Annotated in this window: 15 protein-coding genes; 8 read left to right on the top strand and 7 right to left on the bottom strand. The window is 56.3% G+C overall.

Annotation, left to right across the window (positions count from 1 at the left end):
* The first annotated feature begins 167 nt into the window (after nt 1–167).
* A complete protein-coding gene (locus UH5x_RS19050) occupies nt 168–1370 on the top strand; it encodes a threonine/serine exporter family protein (protein WP_047812713.1) in 1203 nt (400 codons plus the stop codon).
* A gap of 148 nt (nt 1371–1518) precedes the next feature.
* Here the strand turns inward: UH5x_RS19050 and mntR are convergent, their stop codons facing one another.
* Nucleotides 1519–1932, bottom strand: coding sequence for a manganese-binding transcriptional regulator MntR (mntR, locus tag UH5x_RS19055; protein ID WP_047812573.1), 414 nt, complete (start codon nt 1930–1932; stop codon nt 1519–1521).
* Nucleotides 1933–2250: 318 nt separating this feature from the next.
* Here mntR and UH5x_RS19060 point away from each other — a divergent pair, with 318 nt between their 5' ends.
* The 3 genes from UH5x_RS19060 to UH5x_RS19070 all read left to right on the top strand — a co-directional run bounded on the left by UH5x_RS19060 (nt 2251) and on the right by UH5x_RS19070 (nt 4686).
* Complete coding sequence (locus tag UH5x_RS19060) at nt 2251–3333, top strand: DUF1559 family PulG-like putative transporter (protein ID WP_482636024.1); 1083 nt, start codon at nt 2251–2253, stop codon at nt 3331–3333.
* Nucleotides 3333–3683 (top strand): hypothetical protein, encoded by a 351-nt coding sequence (locus UH5x_RS19065; RefSeq protein WP_047812575.1) that lies wholly within the window; start codon nt 3333–3335, stop codon nt 3681–3683. Before UH5x_RS19060 ends, UH5x_RS19065 begins: the two co-directional genes overlap by 1 nt.
* Nucleotides 3684–4008: 325 nt before the next feature.
* Nucleotides 4009–4686, top strand: coding sequence for a DUF4142 domain-containing protein (locus UH5x_RS19070; RefSeq protein WP_482633343.1), 678 nt, complete (start codon nt 4009–4011; stop codon nt 4684–4686).
* Nucleotides 4687–5090: 404 nt separating this feature from the next.
* Here UH5x_RS19070 and UH5x_RS19075 read toward each other — a convergent pair whose 3' ends face one another.
* Complete coding sequence (locus tag UH5x_RS19075; RefSeq protein ID WP_047812576.1) at nt 5091–5429, bottom strand: tRNA-binding protein; 339 nt, start codon at nt 5427–5429, stop codon at nt 5091–5093.
* Nucleotides 5430–5997: 568 nt separating this feature from the next.
* Between UH5x_RS19075 and UH5x_RS19080 the strand changes: the two genes are divergently transcribed.
* On the top strand, nt 5998–7566 hold the full coding sequence (locus UH5x_RS19080) for an arylsulfatase (protein ID WP_482633344.1): 1569 nt from the start codon (nt 5998–6000) through the stop codon (nt 7564–7566).
* Nucleotides 7567–7772: 206 nt separating this feature from the next.
* On the opposite strand, the gene UH5x_RS19085 is transcribed toward UH5x_RS19080, so the two are convergent.
* Genes UH5x_RS19085 through UH5x_RS19095 form a run of 3 tightly spaced genes read right to left on the bottom strand, consistent with a single transcriptional unit; the run spans nt 7773 to nt 10727 of the window.
* Nucleotides 7773–8330: a hypothetical protein gene (locus UH5x_RS19085; RefSeq protein WP_482633345.1), complete on the bottom strand. Its 558-nt coding sequence runs from the start codon at nt 8328–8330 to the stop codon at nt 7773–7775.
* A gap of 43 nt (nt 8331–8373) precedes the next feature.
* Nucleotides 8374–9531, bottom strand: coding sequence for a dipeptide epimerase (locus tag UH5x_RS19090; protein WP_047812577.1), 1158 nt, complete (start codon nt 9529–9531; stop codon nt 8374–8376).
* Nucleotides 9528–10727, bottom strand: coding sequence for a C40 family peptidase (locus tag UH5x_RS19095; RefSeq protein ID WP_482633346.1), 1200 nt, complete (start codon nt 10725–10727; stop codon nt 9528–9530). The genes UH5x_RS19090 and UH5x_RS19095 overlap by 4 nt, the downstream gene beginning before the upstream one ends.
* A 397-nt stretch (nt 10728–11124) precedes the next feature.
* Between UH5x_RS19095 and UH5x_RS19100 the strand changes: the two genes are divergently transcribed.
* Nucleotides 11125–11586, top strand: a complete 462-nt coding sequence (locus UH5x_RS19100) for a DUF1569 domain-containing protein (RefSeq protein WP_047812579.1) — start codon at nt 11125–11127, stop codon at nt 11584–11586.
* A 223-nt stretch (nt 11587–11809) separates the two neighbouring features.
* Here the strand turns inward: UH5x_RS19100 and UH5x_RS19105 are convergent, their stop codons facing one another.
* Nucleotides 11810–13273: an arylsulfatase gene (locus UH5x_RS19105; protein WP_482633347.1), complete on the bottom strand. Its 1464-nt coding sequence runs from the start codon at nt 13271–13273 to the stop codon at nt 11810–11812.
* Nucleotides 13274–13439: 166 nt separating this feature from the next.
* Nucleotides 13440–14951, bottom strand: coding sequence for a sulfatase (locus UH5x_RS19110; RefSeq protein WP_482633348.1), 1512 nt, complete (start codon nt 14949–14951; stop codon nt 13440–13442).
* Nucleotides 14952–15483: 532 nt separating this feature from the next.
* Here UH5x_RS19110 and UH5x_RS19115 point away from each other — a divergent pair.
* Nucleotides 15484–17625: a peroxidase family protein gene (locus UH5x_RS19115; protein WP_482636025.1), complete on the top strand. Its 2142-nt coding sequence runs from the start codon at nt 15484–15486 to the stop codon at nt 17623–17625.
* A 465-nt stretch (nt 17626–18090) separates the two neighbouring features.
* On the top strand, nt 18091–19791 hold the full coding sequence (locus tag UH5x_RS19120) for a matrixin family metalloprotease (RefSeq protein WP_482636026.1): 1701 nt from the start codon (nt 18091–18093) through the stop codon (nt 19789–19791).
* The last annotated feature ends 59 nt before the right edge of the window (nt 19792–19850 follow it).

Genomic DNA, 19850 nt, shown 5'->3' on the forward strand with positions numbered 1-19850 from the left:
TTGGAGGGGCCGGGGAGACTGGTTCGCAAGCTCGATCCTATTCAGACCGCCGATGGCCTGTTTTAATGCCGTGCTTGCAAAGCCCTCTTCCTGTTTGGGGTGCTCCGTTGCCAATCACCTCTTTCAGGCCTGAAGCGTTGTCACGAGTTTCTTCCGTCGAGCTCATCATGGAACTTGCGAGGAGCTTGCACGCCTGCGGTTCACCGGCGTACGAGTTGGACTTGGAAATGGAGCAGGTGGCAGCCTCGTTGGGGCATGAGGCGAGCTTCTTTTCGACGCCAACGGCCCTGTTTGTGACCTTCGGTGGCAGCGAGACTCGGTTGTTGCGTGTCTATCCAAGCGACACCAATCTGGGGCGGTACGCCGCACTGTTTGAGTTGCAACGTGCGATTCAGGAAGACCAGTTGGAGGTCACGGAAGCTTGGGATCAATTGGCTCTCATCAACGAAATGCAGGATGGGTACGGACCAGCGGTTCAGATTGCCTCGCAAGGCGGAGTCGCTGCGTGTATCAGCGTTCTGGTGGGAGGCGACGAGACAGTCGTGCTTGCTGCGGGCGTCATTGGGTTGATCGTCGGGTGCGTGGTGGTGTGGATGAATCACGTGCGACATCAGGCGCACTTGATCAACGTGGTCGCGGGGTTTGTGGCCAGTTCGATTGCCTGTGGCATTCAGGCCTTCACCGGCGCGGGCAACTTTGAGATCACGTCTTTGGCCGCTTTGATTCTGCTCGTTCCTGGATTGCATCTGACGATCAGCATCAATGAATTGGCAACGCAGAACTTGGCTTCGGGGTCGGCTCGGTTTGCCGGTGCGATGACCACGCTGCTGACGATCGTGTTTGGCGTCTCGATGGGCTACGGTCTGGTCAAAGCATTTCGGCCGGTGCCTTCTTCGTTGCCTTTGCATTCACCCGATTTGTTGGCGTCGGCGCTGGTTCTGGTGCCGATCGGGTTGTGCGTTGCTGTGACGTTTCGGGCGCGTTATCGCGACATCCCTTGGTTGCTCGCATCGACCTTGGTGGGTTATGGCGCATTGCGTTTGGCGGGAACCACCTTTGGGCCCTTTGCTTCGGTTGGGATTGCCTCCTTTGTGGCCAGTGTGACCAGCCACTTTGCATCCAATCGATTGGGGATCCCCACGGCGGTGATGTTGCTACCAGCGCTGCTGCTTTTGGTTCCCGGTAGTCTGGGATTCTCGGGTTTCTCGCAGATCATGGTCCAAGAGGACCTGCCCAGCGGCATTCGACTGACCGCGACGATGATGTTGACCGCCGTCTCGATCGTGGCCGGGTTGCTGCTCACCGACGTTGTGGTTTCGCGTTCGGAAAAGCCATCGCCCGAGTCGGCAGAGCAGAGTTCGGAGAACTGAGAGCAGGGGTGCAGCACGTGCCTAAGCAGGTCGGCAGGAATGATCGGGCATCATCATGTGAGCCGTTTGGGCGTTCGCCCCGGTTGTACGTGGGAGCAACGACGCTTACCGAAACAGTCCAAATGCCGAAAGACTCCTGCCGACCTGCTTAGTTCGCCTCCGGAAGCCCTTCTTTCAGGATTCGTTTCATTGCCCGGAGCGTTTCGTCGCTGACGTGGTGCTCCATTCCTTCGCTGTCCACCGTCGCGGTCGCTTCACTGACGCCGAGGCGCAGTAGAAACGATCGAACGACTTCATGCCGGTTGCGAGCCTTGGTTGCCATCCGCTTGCCCTGCGGGGTCAGCGTGATGGGTTGATAGGGTTCGGTCATGACCAACCCATCGCGTTGCAGACGACTGATCGTGTTGTTCACCGTCGCGTGCGTGACGTCGAAGTGACGCACCAAATCGACGGCGCGGCAGATTCCGTTTTCCGAAATGGCTTCCGCGATGGCTTCGACATAGTCCTCCGCCACTTCGCTGGCGTGATCGGATCGAGTGCGGTGATGCGATTGAGAAGGCAAATTGGGCCTCTTGAGACCGTGCAGCTGCAATGGGGGGGAGTTCGTCCGCATTCTAGCATCGGAATCTGGGGCAGAAACCCACTTGCTTTCGCAATCGCCCGTTGATAGCCTCTGCTAAGAATGTTAGCACGAGCTAACAAGGGAAGTCAGGCTGAAAGAGCATCCGGCCGGAAACGGCGGTGCTCTCTGCCGGGGTTTTTGTCGTTTTTTTTGGCTTAAAACTTAGTGTTGGCTAAGTTTGTGTTTAGGAGAGATTGGATGAGACGGGTTTCGTTGAGATGGAATGCAGTGAATCGTCGTGACGCTCGCGAGCAGGGGATGTTTCGGACGCCGCGATGGAGGTCGGGGTTCACGCTGGTGGAACTGTTGGTCGTGATCGCCATCATTGGTGTTTTGGTGGGGCTGTTGCTGCCGGCAGTTCAAGCCGCTCGGGAAGCAGCGCGGCGGATGTCGTGCAGCAACAACCTTCGTCAGGTTGGCTTGGCGGCCCAGAACTACCATTCCGCGTATCAGCGATTCCCGGCCGGTTACGTTTCGTTTTCAACCAGTTCTGGTGTGGCTCCCACGTCGGTCGCGATGGATCCGGTGACTTGGGACGCGGGGCCCGGTTGGGGATGGGGAACGGGGTTGCTGCCATTCTTAGAAGCCACGGCTTTGTCAGATCAGTTGCGAATGGACGAACCGATCTGGTCGTTGGCAAATGAGGCCGCCATCGGATCGCGGGTTCCCACCTTTTTGTGTCCCAGTGCCGCAGGGGGTGACGCGGCGTTTGATGTGCAGGACGGCGCTGGCAATCCGTTGCAAATTGGCGGTCGGGGCATCCAGCTCGGCCGCAGTCACTACGTTGCCAGTCACGGGCAAGAGAGTTGCTGGGGCGAGTGTGGGTCTGCCGCGACGGGAATTGTCTTCACCAACATTTACACTTCGGAAACGAAGACGATCGTGATTGATGGAGACGCAGGGCGTGTCGCCGATGGTCCGTTCTATCGCAACTCGAGAACTCGATTCCGAGACGTCTTGGATGGGACCAGCAACACGATCTTCTTTGGCGAGCACACTTCCTCGCTGAGCGACAAGACTTGGGTGGGCGTTGTGCCGGGGGCGTTCACGCACCCTCGTTATGAATCACCCGAAAACGGTCCCGATGCCGCGGCGACACTCACGTTGGTCCATGCCGGGCCTTCCGGCGGCGAACTGGACATCACGGGGTATCCGATCATTCACCCCGTGAATTTCCCGACGTACCACGTGGGGCAAATGGTGTCCGAGCATCCCGGTGGAGGCATGGTCGCTTTCGGGGACGGATCGGTTCGCTTCATCAGTGATTTTGTGGATCTGTTTCTCTGGGCTGAAATGTCCAGCATGAACGAGAGCGAAGTCATCGATTGGGAGAAACTCTAATGGCGAGTGCGAAAGCGGTTCCCAGTGAAAAGCGAACTGCATGGATCAAGTGGGCGTGTTCGGCGGTCGTTGTTCTCGGACTGTTGTTGTTCTTCTATCCTCGCGAGAAAGTCGAACTGAACGACCAGGGGTACGACGCCTCGGTGGCGCTCTATCGAATTTGCAATCAGAAAGATGGGACATCTCTTCAGAAGGTCGCCGATCAAATCGTTCAGTGGCGAAGTGATGGAACGCTTTCCGAGCAATCCCACTCGTCGCTTCAGCGGGTCATCGAGTTGGCCAGCGCGGGCGACTGGAGGCAAGCCAGTCGAGAGTGCCGGCAAATGATGGAGGATCAGGTGCAAAGGTGATGCAAGCCAGGTTGTGGGATCCTTGCACGAGCTTGCCAAGGCGAGATGGCATCTTCGTGAAGTGGTCGCCAAGCGGTCGGGCGATGTGTTCCGGGGTGGCTGGTTTTCGACCGACGGTGTCGACACGTCGAGGAGAGAACGTTGGATCACGGGTGTGTTTTGTTGCTGATTCGAAGTGAATTGATTGGCTCGATGAAGGAGGAGCGAAATTTGGGCGAAACGGTGGAACAGAGACCACGCACTGGAACACAAGATGCAGACATCTTCGACAGCCTGAGTCCCCTTTGTGCTCAGGACATTCCCCGAAACTTGTATGGAGATCCAGATGATGAAATTGCGATTCACTGTTGCTGCCGCTGCACTCACCGTGTTGACCGGACTGCCCGTTGCCAACGCCCAGCAAGGAGCCAATGGGGGTTCGATTCTGGATGGTCAACTTCAAACCCCGCAGAACCAAGCCGACTCGGGCCGCTATGAAGCACGGCGAACGACCACCGACAGTCGCCAAGAGCAGCCCACCGTCACGCAAGCGATTGTGCAGAAGTTGCAAAAGGCCAACGAGAATGAGATCGAGTTGGCGAAGATGGCGATGCAGAAAACGGATCACGACGAACTGAAACAGTTGACTCAAACAATCGTCCGCGATCACGAAGCACTCAATCAAAAGCTGCAGCAATTCAGCAGCCAGCATCAAGGCAATTCACAGGGCCAGCGGGTGCCCGCCCAGCTTTGCCAAATCGCGGACCAAGCCTGTGACAACGCGATGAAGATGACCAAGGACATGCTGACCAACTACGAAGGTCAGGACTTTCAGATGGCGTTCCTCGGGCAGCAATGCGTGGCTCACACAATGATGTTGGCGGAACTGAAGGCGATTGAAAGCACCGGTCCGCAGGAATTGCAACCAATCGCTCAAGAGGCCATTTCGAAGATCGAAAAGCATCTTGAGAAAGCCAAGCAATTGGCAAAGAAACTGGAGGACGACGAAAAACAACGCTCATAGTTGTTGGGCTGCCAAGCTTGTTTTGGAACGATGCATTTGCACTAGCGCCGGGACATGGTCGCGGCGCTGGTTTGGACGTTAGCCTGGGCTGCGAAATGTTCGGTCTTGACAGCGTTTTGGGCTGCCCAGGTTTTGTTCCTCGACTTCGCCCCAACGGGGCAGCCCTACGCCAGCCCAGGGCAACGCCCTGGGTTGCGGCTTCCGTGTCAACGCCAAGCATTCAGCAGGCCAGCGTTAGGACCACGTGAACAACAAGTGACGTAGCGGAAGGGCGCAAGCCCTCCGGTTCCTCACCGGGCGACTTGCGCCACACCGCTAATATCGTCACTTGTTGTTCACGCGTTGCTTAGCCCCGGTTGTATGTGAGAGTCGTGGCTCCTGCTGACCTGCGAAGGGTTGAACGCTCAGCCGAGTTTGACGCCGTTTGGCATTGGTTTGTCTGGGACCGCGAGAATCACGGATCCATCATCGCGGTACAGACCCGTGAGCAGAAACTCAGACATGATCGGCCCGATCTGCTTGGGCGGGAAATTGACCACGCCGAGGATCTGGCGACCGATCAGTTCTTCTTTGGTGTAGTGCACCGTGATCTGGGCACTGGTTCGCTTTAGCCCCAAGTCCTCGCCGAAGTCGACCGTGATCTTGTATGCGGGCTTGCGAGCCTCTGGAAAGTCCTCGACCAGCGTGATCGTGCCAACTCGCACGTCAACGTTTTCAAATTCTTGCCAAGTGATGAGAGACATGGTGTGTTTGTTGGAATGGTGTGGTCGGACGACGTCCTTTCTTCATCCCGGGAGGGATGTCAGATGGTAGCCGGGGGTTGCTGTGTAGCAGCATACCCCCGGAAAACGAGCCCCAAAAAACCTCTCCATCCCGCCGTGGCCATAGGCCACGGCGGGATGGAGAGGGGCGACGCGGATGACATGTCCGTCGGTGACGCTATCACTTACCGACGGCTACTCTCTGATATCCCTGCCGGGATGAAAACTTGCGCAACAACCCAAACATCGAGCAGTCCAGGCGAACGCCCTGCTGGCAATGCTCTCCGCTCTGGTTCGGTGATCATCGAGCCTTGGTGAAATAAGTTATCTGAATGACGTGGGATCTCAAGGTTCCTTGATTCCCACCCGTTAGGATTGTGCCCATTGAGGCGGGTGGTTTGATAGGAGGTCTCTCATTGAATCGCTTGCCTGTCATTCCTGCCGCGTCCAACTTCGCAACGTTTTCAGGCCAACCATGAACCGCGTCAACTCTGCTTCGAAATTACCCATTCAGTCGGTCTGCCAATTGCATTTCAGGGCGGCGTGGTGGATGACTTTCACGATCGTGACATGGGGTCTGCCTGGATGGTCCGTTGCGGAAGATCGTCCAAACATCGTGGTGATCATGGTGGATGACATGGGCTTTTCGGACATCGGTCCGTATGGCAGTGAGATCCCCACGCCGCACTTGGATGCATTGGCCGCAAACGGTGCCAAGTTCTCTCAGTTTTACAACACCGGTCGTTGTTGTCCGACGCGAGCCGCCTTGCTCACTGGACTTTACTCTCATCAAACCGGAATTGGTTGGATGACAACGGACCAGAAAGTGGAGGGTTATCGTGGTCGACTGAATGATCAGTGCGTCACGATTGGCGAAGTGCTTGGGCAAGCCGGCTACTTCACCGCGATGACGGGAAAATGGCATGTCGGTTTCAAGCAGGGAGTGACGCCCTGGGGGCGAGGCTTTGATCGAAGTTTGAACTTGCCCGCCGGTGGTTTGCACTTTTCGAATCAAACGGGATCCAAGGGAGGAACCAAGCTCTTCCTCAATGGACAAGAGGTTGCCAGGGATGACACGCAATTCGATCCACCGTGGTACGGATCCGACCTATGGACAGAGCAAGGGATTGAGTTCATCGATGAAGCGATCGCGGAAGACAAGCCGTTTTTTTGGTACCTCGCCCATGTCGCTCCCCATTTCCCGTGCATGGCACCGGAAGCAACCATCGCGAAGTATCGCGGCAAGTACATGCGTGGTTGGGACAAATTGCGAGAGGAGCGATACACTCGCCAGATTCAAACCGGGTTGATTGACGAGAGCTGGGGATTGGAACCTCGGCCAGAACAACTCCCTGCGTGGGAATCGTTGTCGCAAGAAGAGAAAGAACGCTACGACGAAATGATGGCGATCTATGCGGCAATGATTGAAGAGATCGACAAGAACATCGGGAAGTTGGTGTCTGCGTTGGAGAGCCGAGGAAAACTCGACAACACGTTGATTCTGTTCTTGTCTGACAACGGCGGCAATGCGGAGGCTGGCGTCAGCGGCCGATACGAAGGCGACGCCCCAGGAGACCCGCACTCGGACGTGTTCATCGGCCGTTGTTGGGCTCACATGAACAACACGCCTTTTCGCAAGTACAAGCATTACAACCACGAAGGCGGCATCGCGACGCCGTTGATCGCGCATTGGCCAGCCAAAATTCAGCCTTCAACCGACCAAAAGGCTTGGATCAAAACGCCCACCCATGTCATTGACTTGATGGCGACGTGTGTTGATTTGGCGAAGGCGGAGTACCCGACTCAGTTCAAGGGCAACGAGATTCACCCGCTCGAAGGGCAAAGTCTTCAGCCATTGCTGACGGGCATGGGCGAATTCGCGGAACGAGCCTTGTACTGGGAGCACGAAGGCAATGCCGCCGTCCGAGTCGGCAACCGCAAGTTGGTTCGGCAAGGTGCGCGAGGAGAATGGGAGTTGTTCGATCTAGGTTCCGATCGAACCGAGCAAGTCGATCTCGCCGCCGAAAACCAAGACGAAGTTTCCGACCTGCAAAAGCAATGGCGTCAATGGGCAAAAAGCCACCAAGTGCTCCCCAAGCCGACTAAAAAGAAGGAATAGTGGTGTATTCAAGCTTGTATTGAAGGTAGCGAAACTCGTCAAGAGTTTCGACTTCGCTGGCATGCGTAGGTTTGTCTTGTCATAACCACTATCGCCAGTCGGTGGACCGCGCGAGAACCGAAGAACAAGTCCTTCGGATTTTCCCGCTACATCAGTCAGTGGACTGACCCACTCGTTTTTCTGAGCGAGGGAAGGCCCTCATCTATTCAAGATCGATCATCAGCCATTGACCGGAAACGGAAAAGAAAGACAAGGTACCTGATTCGCCTTTGGGCCCAGATGATCAATGATCCCAGCAGGATCGCATTCCATTGAAGGAAGCAAATTACAACGCTTGGCCAACTGAGCGAGTGATAGGTCTCAAAATCCAATACGGTGATGTCGATGTCGTTGACCGGGACGAGAACTGGCTCGGATGCAACCAGAACGGATTGCGTTGTGATATCCGCGTAGTGTTTTCTAGTTCGTGAAATCGAGGTGCGGGGAGAGAGGAGAGAGCTGGCTTGTACTTTCACAGGCTTGTCCAAAATGGTTCCAACCACGATGGCTTCTCGTATTCTTCCCTTCGGGCCTTGTCTGATTTTCTCTTCAACAGACGAGATCCTGAGTACTCGCTTCACGTAGAGGTCCTTGTTGGCTGCGTAAGCGATTTGCCGAATCCAACTTGGGAATCCCCAAAATGAAACGGCGACTCCAAGACCAACTAGAAATGGAAGGTACCTCCAGAACTTCTGCCTGAGGATTTGTTTGTCAATTGTCACCATCTGTTCCATTGTCAATGCAGCCCAGTGTCAATGCAGCCCAGTGTCATGCCGTTCTCTTTCGGATGCCAATTCCAGGCAAGTCGTTCAACGTCAACTTGCCATTGATGACTTGGACTCCTTCGTAGAGATCGTTGCTGATCAGAAGGTTGCCATCCAGATCGGCCCAGTCGACCAGCGGCGACAGTTGCGCGGCGGCGGAGACGGCGCACGAGGTTTCGGTCATGCATCCCATCATCACCTTCATGTCCAACGCTCGGGCCACGGTGATCATCTTTTGGGCCTCCCGCAAACCAGTGCTCTTCATGAGTTTGATGTTGATCCCGGAGTACACGCCTTGGAAATCGGCTACGTCGCCGAGCCGTTGAAAGGCTTCGTCGGCGATGATGGGAAGGGGGCTTTTGGCGGTCAGCCAAGCCAAGTCGTCGACCGCCGTTTTCGGAAGCGGTTGCTCCACAAACTCCACACCCTGTTCGGCCAACCAGTGCGTCATGTCCAGTGCCTGGTGCTTGTCGGTCCAGCCTTGGTTCACGTCGACATAGATCGGCACATCGGTCACCGACCGCACGGTCTCGATCATTTCGCGATCGTTGCCTCCGCCCAGTTTGACTTTCAAGACCTTGAAGCGAGCGGCCTCTTCCGTCTTCATCTTCACCACCTCGGGTGTGTCGATGCCAATCGTGAACGAGGTGACGGGCGTGTTCGCGGGATTGATGCCCCACAGCTTGTGAAGTGGTTGGTCGACCAGTTTCCCAATCAGGTCGTGCAGCGCGATGTCGACGCAGGCTTTCGCGGCGCGGTTGTCTTCGTCGATGGAGTCCACGTAGGGGAGGATTTCGTCGAGCAGAAACGGATCGTTGAACTGATCCAGTTTGACCTTGCTTAGGAACTGCATCACCGATTTCTGTGACTCACCCAGGTAAGGCGGCAGGGAGGCTTCTCCGTAAGCGGTGTGCCCTTCGTATTGGATTTCAGTCAGGACGACGGGGGTGGTGTCGCGTGAGTTTCCGGCGACGGTGAAGGTGTGTTTGAGCTGCAGTTCATAGGGGCGGAAGCTCAGCTTCATTTTCCCGTTTCGAATTAAATCGGTCGCCGAGCTGGGGGCTGTGGAGGCTTCCTGTGCTGTGCCAACGGTGGTTGGCAATGCGGTCGCCAGGGCACTGGCTCCCAAGCCTTTGAGAAGGGCTCTTCTTCCTCGATTCATTCCGTGCTCCTGATGATTTCGTTGTAAAAGTCGTTCTTGGGGATGGGAAGGAAGCCCTTGGGATCTTCGCCGATGATCCTGACCGCTCGGACGAAGATCGCGGGATAGCTTTCGATGAAGTTGGGTTGGGCGCTGTCCATGCTGTTGATGCTCACCCGTTCTCGGTAGCCCGCTGAATGGATGAATTCCCCTTCGCCGATGTACATGGCAACATGGGTGACACGCTCTTCCGTTTCGGGCGTTGCTTTTCTGCCAAAGAACAGAAGGTCCCCCGGTTCCAAGTTGTCCGAGACAAAGTCGGTTGTCACTTCCCTGCCAATGTTGGCCTGCATGTTGGAATCTCTGGGCAATTGGATTCCGTTCATGAAGTACACGTTGCAGATCAGTCCGCTGCAGTCGATGTTCTTCGCTGACATGCCTCCCCATAGGTAGGGAATGCCATGGAATTTGAGAGCTGTTTGGACCAGGTTTTCTTGCAAGGTTGCTTGAAAGAAGATCGCATCAGCCGGACGCAGATGGCGACTGTCCACCCAACCGAGGCGTCCATCGGGATAGCGGATCTGGGTGAACCCCGATTGCTCCGAGACTTTCCGCACGATGTTTCCGACCACCAGATCAGTCATCGGCATCGAGGTCACATCTGGGGTGCTGTAGGCCAGTCCGGACTGAGCGGTGTAGATGACCTTTTCTGCGTCCCGGTAGGTCTTCAGCTCTTTCGGAGCGATGCGATGCACTTCGGCTGAATTGACCCAGCCAAGGTATCCATCGGGAACTTGGATCAGACACTTTCCTCGCTCTGTCTTGAGAACTCGAATCGGAGTTCCCAGCAGGGCCTGCGTGACCAGTTCGGTTTTGCTGCTGGGGTCGCGTCGCAAGTGGATCACGGAATTGTTCACCAAGGCGTTGACCAGCGTTCCGGTTCCATCCTTTGGGAGCAGCACCAATTGGTTGTCCACCGAGGGAAACTGTGTCTCAAGGGCTTGCTGCACCGCGGCATGAGTTTTTTGGCTGGACAGGTTCCCTTGGACCTGCCAATGGCCTTCAGCTTTTTGAACCTGGACCTCCCACAGTTGGATTCGCGAATCAGGTGCATGCGTCTGACGCAGGGAATCCAGGAGCTCATTCAGTTCCGAATGAGTGGGCGTCGTCGGGACGGCGAACGTGCAAGCAAGCAAAAGCGGCAGGAGCAGGGTCATCGAAGTTCTTCCGCGAGCTGAGTGGCAGAGCAATTCACATCACGTCGAAGTCTTGGTCCACTTCTTGGGACGGCAAGGCAGATGGAACACGGCGATTGTACGTCAAAGCGGTGTTTGTTTTTCGGGGAGCGGTTCTTCAGTCGGCAAAACGAGAGGCCGCGTTCATCGAAAGGATCCGTAATGGGGGAGTGGGCGTTCTAAATGCACGAGGTTGGGAGGATCCTGTTCCGTCATGGTTGTTTGGTGAATTTCGCTGCGGCCCAGTGTTTCGCTGCGGCCCAGTGTCGCGTGGAGCCATTTTGACGTCGCGGGTCACCGGCGAGGTTCGTCGCATGGATAGATTGGAAGGCGAGCCATTCTCGTCTGCCTTCCTCCCTGCTCTTCTCTCGGCGAAACGATGTCAAAGATCTCCAAGCGTTCTCTGGACTTCCAAACGGGTGACGAAGTCATCGCTGAAATCAATCGATTGCAAGCGGAGGGTTACACGCAGAGCAAGAACTGGAACCTCACCCAGATTTGTGAGCACCTGAACGTCATCATGACTGGTGGCATGGAAGGGTTTGGCTTTCGTCTGCCAAAGGTTCTTCGTGCCACGGTGCTCAAATGGATTTTCGGCCGAATCCTGCGGCAGCGAAGAATGGCCAGTGCCCCAACGCTGGATCGATTGAAACCCAAGTCGCCGGATGGTCCGGACGACTCAAAGGTGATCGAGGAATGCATCGCCACCATTCGGCGGGCGAGTGCGTTTGAAGGGTCGATGGAAGAGTACCCGTTTCTGGATGGCCTGACGCCCGAGCAGTGGCGTCAGTTCATGTGGATTCACGCGGCGCATCACCTTGGGTTTCTGGAACCCAAGTGAAGCTTCGTCGATGGCTCAAGTACAACCCAGGGCGTTGCCCTGGGCTGGCACAGGGCTGCCCCGTTGGGGCGAAGTTGAGGAACAAAACCTGCGCAGCCCAAAGCGGTGTCAAAACCAAAGATTTCGCAGCCCAGGCTAACGCTCAAGCGGTTCACATGAAAAATCGAAGACCGACTGGATCAATCGCCCGTTCGCGTCGCTCCGCTAAGAAGCGAGAAGTTGCTTAGCGTTTAGGAGCTTTCCCGCTGACTTGCCAGTTGGGGTGCGGCACGTGAGCTTCGTCCATCAACGTTTCCAATTGCTTGACGATTTCGGGATGGTCGCTCGCCAAATTGGTTGATTCGCCGATGTCCGCTTTCAAATCAAATAGCTGGGTCGGGCCGGTCATCCAGGGTTGGCGAATCGCTTTCCAGTTTCCGCGTCGAACCGCTTGTCGGCCACCCTGTTCGTAGAATTCCCAGTACAGGTACTCGTGTGGTTGTTGGGCTTCCGGTTGGCCAACGATGGTTGGTGCGAAGCTGATGGAATCCGTGTCTTCGGGGAAATCCGTCCCCGCGAGCTCCGCAGTGGTCGCCATCAAGTCACCGAAGTAGCCGACGTGATCGGAGACCGTTCCCGGTGGAGTGGTGCCAGGCCAGCGAACGATCAGCGGGACACGAATGCCGCCTTCGGTCAGGGCTCGCTTCATACCCCGGAGAGGGCCACTTGGATCGAATCGCTTTGGATCGTGGCCGCCTTCATTGTGCGGGCCGTTGTCGCTGGAGAACATGACGACGGTCTGCTCGTCGATTTGCAGTTCTTGGAGCAGATCGAGGATGCGACCAACGTCCGAGTCCATGCGAGTGATCATCGCGGCTTGGCCCTTGTCTTGGTCGCTCCAGTCTTTGTCGGCGTAGATGCCGAGGTCAGGGACTTCTTGTCCGTTGCCGGTCATCCCCGTTGCTTCGTTGTTCGCATGCGGGATCGTGAGCGACAGGTACAGGAAGAACGGTTCTTGTGCTTTTTCACGAATGAAACCCATCGCTTCATTCGCGATCAGGTCGTGGGAGTAATCGACTCGTTTGGTCGCCCGTCCGCCGGTGAATCCACCGTAGGATCGGTCACGTCGCTGGACCTCGTTTCGCAAAGCGACTTTGGCTTCATTTCGCCAGAGGAACTCGGGGTAGTAGTTGTGTGCGTGGACTTGGTTCAAGTAGCCGTAGAAGTGATCGAAACCTTGTTTGCGTGGCAAGCCTTGGCGACCACCCAGGGCTTCATCGCCGAGTCCCCATTTTCCGCACAGGGCGGTGGAGTAGCCGGCGGACTGGAGCACTTCCGCCACGGTCACGTCCTCGTCGCGGAGCGATTGCTTGGACATGTCCGATCCGCCCGCGTTGCCGCGAACGTGGGTGTGTCCCATGTGCATTCCGGTCATCAGGACGCTGCGTGAAGGTGCACAGACGGTGTTGCCGGCATAGAAGTCCGTGAACCGCATGCCTTCGGCTGCCATCTGATCCAGGCGAGGCGTTTGGATCAGTTCTTGGCCGTAGCAACCCAGGTCACCGTAGCCGAGATCATCGGCCAGAATGAAAACAATGTTGGGCCGTTTGGCGTCCGCCGAGGAACTGGACGGCGATGTCGCCAAACCAAGCAGGAAGAGCGACGTTAGAACAGCGAAGGAAGGTCGAAGGACAGAAGCCAGTCGCATGAAGGTTTCTCGGGCGAGGTGGGGGATGTTGAGGGCAGCGATCCTGAAGATCAGCCGCTCGCATTCTAGTCGGCCACGCAGAGCCAGTGAGAGCGATCTGCGCCGACGACTTTTGAAAACACACTGATTTTGGCGGCAGGGACCGCCCGAATTCAGCGGTTCCGATTCAGCGATCTCTTGCCGCGGGGGCCGGGTAGTTCTCCAAGACGATCGACAATTGCTTGACCACTTCAGGGAGATCCGCGGCCAGATTCTTGGTCTCGAGTGGATCGGTTTGGTAGTCATAGAGTTCGAGGGCGGGGACGTCGTCTCCACCGATCGTTTTCCACTGCACCAAGCGATGGCGTTCGGTCCGAATCGCTCGGCCCAGTTTGCGTTTGGGGAAAACGTGGTAGGCGTGTTCACGAACTCGTGCGGAAGGGTTCTGGAGGACCGGGACCAAGCTGACTCCGTCGATCGGTTGGGGGCCCGTTGGTGCAGGCAGGCCCGCGAGTTCGCTCAACGTTGGAAAGAGATCCACGCTTTCGGTCAATTGCTTGGTGGAGGTGCCCGGCTGAGTGACACCCGGCGCGGTGATCAAGATCGGAATCCGGTTGGCTTGTTCGTAGTTGGTGTGTTTGGTCCAAATGCCGAGGTCACCGAGATGAAAGCCATGATCGCCCCAAAGCACCACGATCGTGTTCTCGGAAAGTTCCAAGCGATCGAGTTCGGAGACCACTTTGCCGATTTGGGCGTCGACGTAACTGACGCTCGCGTAGTAGCCGTGAATCAAATTGCGTTTGAGATCGTCGCTGAATTCTGCTTTGGGTTGTGTGGGGACAGGTTTGTAGTTGGAGATTTCGCCGCCGCGTTTACCGGCGACCTGCGGTGCATCGACGGGCAACGCTTCGTGTTCAGGCATCGGCAGCGAAGCTGGGTCGTAGAGATCCCAGTACTTCTGAGGGGCGCTGAATGGCAGGTGGGGACGAGCGAAGCCGGCGGCGATGAAGAATGGCGTGCCTTCGGTTTGTCGGCGTTGCTTTGCCGCTTGCAGCCGTTGAATCGTTTCCGCTGCGACGCGACCGTCGGCGTAGTCTTCGTCCTTTGCTTCGGGCGATTCATACGCGGCTCCGCGAGGAAGTGATTTGATTTGATCCAGCATCTGATTGGTGAAGTAGGCCTCTTCGCGGGTCAGTTGCCCACCATCGGTGCTGTCCGGTTCCAGGTACTCGATGACTTTTTCTTTGAAGTGGGGAACCGAGAACGACTCTGGGTCGCCATGGTTGCCGTGTCCAATGTGAAAGATCTTGCCCAGAGACTCGGTCCGGTAGCCACCGTGTTTGGCAAAGTGCTGTGGCATCGTGACCGCCTCGGGGATGATCTGACGCAGTTGGCTGCCCAGGCCGTACAGGCCAGTTGAGGTGGAGTGTGAACCCAGCATCAAGGTGAAACGCGATGGTGCGCAGACGGCTTGGTTGCAGTACGCCATATCGAATCGCATCCCGCGACCTGCCAGCGAATCGATGTGTGGTGTTTTCGCGATCGTGTCGCCGTAGCATCCCAGGGCAGGCTTCAGGTCATCGACCAAGATCAGCAATACGTTGGGCCGTTCTTTCGCCTGGGCAATGGAATTGGGTGCGAGCAAAGAACAGGCGGTGAGCGTCAGCAACGTGACGATCGTTTGGATTTTTGACGGCATTGGGATGAGGGGATTCGCGTGGGGAGGGGGAGGGGCGAAACGCTTGATTGAACGGTTCAGACGATCGGATTGTCGATCGATGGTTTGGGGGGTCTTTCGATTGGTTGTCATCGCGGCGAAAGCGACATCGTATCTCAGTTGTGAACCAAAGTTTCACAGGAGATCGATAGGTCGTTGACGCCATTCGTGGAGCCATTTTGCACCAGATCTTCGCGAATGGCAACTTTGGAGTTGGTTTCGGTCTTCGGGCAACTTCTTTCCAAAGATCAATCGGAGGTTGCTACAGCGTCAAGAAGTTCTCAGCAACCAATTGACGAGATGGATGGGGAATTGATGTCGATTAGAAATTTTGTCGAGAGAACGCGGTGGCTTGTCGTTCAAATAGGTGGGGACGTCTTGCTTGGACTACGATTGGGACGTTTCGCCTCCCACCATCGCTTCGAGTTTTCTCACAGCAACCTTCATTGTCGGCTTTCGTTTCGCCGATGGAAGCGTTGTCTCGATTGTCATCGCCAACGTTGTCGCACATCTCATGTTGTTCCGGTTGAAACGCACGATGAAGCATCCTGGCCGCAAGCGGCGTCGATTGCGAAGCGAACCGTTGGAAGCTCGACAGCTGATGGCAGCTGATTTCGGTGGGTACCGTCACAACGTCTATGACGCGGAAGACGTCAACGATGACGGTCGTGTTTCAGCCATCGACGCGTTGTTGATCATCAATGCGATGACCAACGAGATCTCGCGTGATGAAAACATGTTCACCGATGTCAACGGTGATGATCGACGCAGTGCTTTGGACGCGCTGCGGGTGATCAATCGAATTGAACGCGGCGATGGATTTTCAGTTGATACCGATGCCGACGAGGAACTGAACCCGCCGCTTCCGGAGACGCCGTCTGAGGTTCGTTCGATCGATGGTACCGGAAACAATCCTATCGATCACTTTTGGGGCAGCGTTGGGCAACGTTTGATACGCATGGCGCCGGCTGCTTATAGCGATGGGATTTCAAAGCTGGCGGGAGCGGACCGACCCAGCGCACGCGAAGTCAGCAATGTGTTGTCGGCAATGAACACCAGTCAGGTGCTCAATGATCGTGGGCTCTCTGCTTTTGTTTACGTGTGGGGGCAATTCATCGATCATGATTTAGGGTTGAGCGAAAGCGACGAGCACGGAGAGGCCATCGACATCGCTGTGCCAGAAGGAGATCTCTGGTTCGATCCGACGGGTTCTGGTGAAGCGGTGATTCCGATGAGGCGAACGCCGATTGCGGAAGGAACGGGAACATCGGTCGACAATCCAGCTCAACAGTTCAATCAAATCACGGCCTTCATCGATGGCTCGATGGTTTACGGGAGTGATGCGGCAACCGCAGAAGGTCTGAGGACGTTTGTGGGTGGTCGAATGGCGATCTCCGACGACGGACTGCTTCCTTTGGACGAGAGCGGAATGGTGATCGCCGGCGATGTTCGGGCCAGTGAAAATGTCGGCTTGACGGCGATCCAGACGCTGTTTGTCCGGGAACACAATCGCTTGGCCGACGAAATCTTCGCCACGGCCCCCGAAGCAGCCGATGAAGAAATTTACCAGCGAGCCCGGTTGGTCGTGACCAGCTTGATTCAATCGATCACTTACAACGAGTTCCTGCCGGCACTTTTGGGCGAGCACGCGATTGCGGCTTATCAGGGCTACGATGCGTCGGTGAATCCTGGGATCGCGAATGAGTTTTCGACCGCCGCGTTTCGGCTCGGTCACAGCACGCTCCGTGATCAAGTGGGATTCATGTCCAATGACGGACGTGAGAGCCAAGACGAGATGGATTTGAAAGACGCGTTCTTTCACGCGTCGATGTTGGAAGAGACCGGAATCGATTCCCTGTTGAAGTTCGACGCGTCCGTGCAGGCTCAGGAAGTGGATTTGGTCGTGGTCGATTCGTTGCGGAACTTCTTGTTCGGGCCTCCGGGTGCGGGCGGGTTGGATCTCATTGCCATGAACATCCAGCGTGGCCGCGACCATGGCTTGAGCGATTACAACGCGACCCGGGAAGCATACGGTTTGAGTCGAGTGGAATCGTTTGGGCAAATCACCAGCGATGTGGAACTGCAGCAAAAGTTGGCTTCGCTGTACGGCAATGTTGACAACATCGATCTTTGGGTTGGCTTGATGGCCGAAGATCACCAACGCGATGCCTCGGTTGGCGAGCTGACAGGCAAGGTCATTGCCGATCAATTCCAGCGGGCTCGCAACGGCGATCGATTCTTCTATCAAAACGTGTTGACCGATTCAGAGATTGAGTCGATTGAGCGTTCCACTTTGGCAGACCTGATCGAACGCAACACGAGTGTGGAGGGGCTGCAAGAAAACGTCTTCTTCATGCAAGTGGAACTTCGCGGGCGAGTCATTTTGGCCAGCTCCATTCCGCCGACCACCATGCCGGGCGATTTGCGTGAGGACGAGATTCGAGGTGTGCCGGGAGTGGCGATCGAGTTGATTGGCGCGAGCGGCGAACTCGTTGATTCCACGGTGTCAGATCGATACGGGAATTATCGCTTTCGAGCGTTGGACGAGACAGGTGATTACCAGGTTCGTTTGTCGGATTCCAGCGACGCGATCGACGTTCTCGTCGCTCACGGTGCCGAAAGAATTCGCGGTCTGGATTTTATCGTCCTCGCCTGAGAGTTCGGCACTGGAAATGCCGCTGAGCGGCGACAGACGCGGCGAACCCACGAACCAACTGCCGTCGCTCTGCGACTGTTGCCGTGAACGTTCCCGTACCCCCAACCGCGGAGTGGTGAGATCTGTCAGCCTCGGGTTTTCAACCCGAGGTCTTGGTTGCAACTCCATGCCTCAAGAGCCGCGGAGCGGCGACGGGTGAGCAAAGCGACGCACCACTTGCCGTCGCTCTGCGACTTTAGTCACGCTGATTTGGGACATGTCGGAGTGGTGGGATTGGCCGCGGAAAACGGGTGTTTCCATAAAAATGGCGTGGGGATGTGACGTGGCGGGCAGGATGGTGCCCTTTCTTTGTGGCCCATCAGATGAACGCGTGGTCGGAGCCCGGTTCGTGATGGGTTGGGCTGGCGATTGGAACGATCGCAGGTGCCTCCCCTGTCCCTTTTCTATTTGCAGTGCTTGTCCGATATGATTCAGCGGAAGAAACAAACACGTCGTCTCGCGATCCAGTCTCTGGAAACACGCCGAGTGCTTGCCGCCAGTTTGGGCTGGGATGGTCCGGGACTGGGCAGTGCCGCCCTGACCTACACGATTTCGGGATCGCCGAGTTCCCTGACGCAGGAAGAAACCGACGCAGCGATCGAAACGGCATTCGATGCTTGGGCCAGCGTGGCGGACATCGAGTTCACGGAAGTCGACCAACTGGGACTGAGTGATTCGATTGATATCTCGTTCGAGAACTTGGACGGAGGAGCCGGCACGCTCGCCCAGGCGTATTTTCCCGACGACGTGAACCCGGCTCGGTTGGCAGGTGACATCCAATTTGATCTGTCGGAAAACTGGGAAGTTGGCAATTCACTTGGAAACGCCGCGTTTGATTTGGTTTGGGTGGCGGTGCACGAAATTGGTCACTCGTTGGGGCTGGATCACACCGATGCCTCTGGAAGTGTTTTGGCACCGTTCGTTTCCGCCAATCAATCGTTCACCCAACTGGATGAGGATGACGCGATTGCGATCACGCAGTTGTATGCGGCGGCGGATACCGCGGCGGACGAGACCGAAGAGGAATCGGAAACGGCGGACGATTTTGAAGTGCCCGCTGACACCGAAACGATGGATGCCGACGACGATCCGGTCTCGGAGGATCCCACGACGGAGGATCCTGGAAGCAATGACAACGGCGAAACGGAGACGGAGGCCGACGAGCATCGGAGCCGGTGGTTTGCTTGGAATCGTTGGTACCGAAACAGTTTTCGGCAACGGTTCAGTGGACGTTTGGAGGTGGAGCTGAATTCTTACAACTACGTCAATCCGACGGACGTCAACGAGGACAACAGCACCACTGCGTTGGATGCTTTGATGGTGATCAACCAGCTCAATCAAACTTCCGATGGCGAATCCAGCGAGGTGGCGACCGACGGGTTGTGTGATGTCAACGGCGACGGAACGGTGACTTCCTTGGACGCTTTGTTGGTCATCAATGCGATGAACGACGCCGACGTTGAAAGTTTGGTCTCCGAAACAGAGGCGGGGGAAGCGGAAGAATCAGAGGGCGACGTGGAATCGGATACCTCGGATGACACGGAAGTCATCGTGGATGAAGAAGATGATTCGACCATTGATGAGGGTGGTTTGGTCGACGAGCCGACATCCATGGAGGAGGAAGATTGCAATCATGGTTCGCATGAATTTCAGCATGGACCTCACGGTTCGTTCCCAGTCGGTTTGGTTGACGGAGACGTGGAGGCGTTGATGGAGCGATGGGACACGGACGGTGACCAGTTGTTGTCGGAAGCAGAGGTTCCTGAGCGACTGTGGGAAAAGTGGGCCGAGTTGGACACCGATGCGGATGCGGATGGTTTGCTCACGACGGAAGAGCTCGCCGCAACATTCTTGACTGTTCGAGAAGAAAGATTTCTGTCCAAAGACGCCGATGGCGATGGCTTGATCACCGAGACCGAGGTTCGCGATCGACTCTGGGCGAAACTGTCCGTGGCCGACGGGGACGCGGATGGGGGTGTTTCGTTCGCTGAGTGGGAAGCCTCTCGAGAGGAACCCGCGATCGCAGAGGACGAATCCGGGCTGTCGCAGTTCGCTCGTGTCGACGCCGCATTCAGGGAGGTGGGGAGGTCTACCCCTCGCACCCGTTTTTCCGGTTTTCGTCGCTGAATAAGTGATTCTCAAAGAAATTGCAAAACGGACTGGCGGTTTTCAGTTTGCCCCGCAAC

The sequence above is a fragment of the Rhodopirellula sp. UH5 genome (assembly GCF_056839225.1).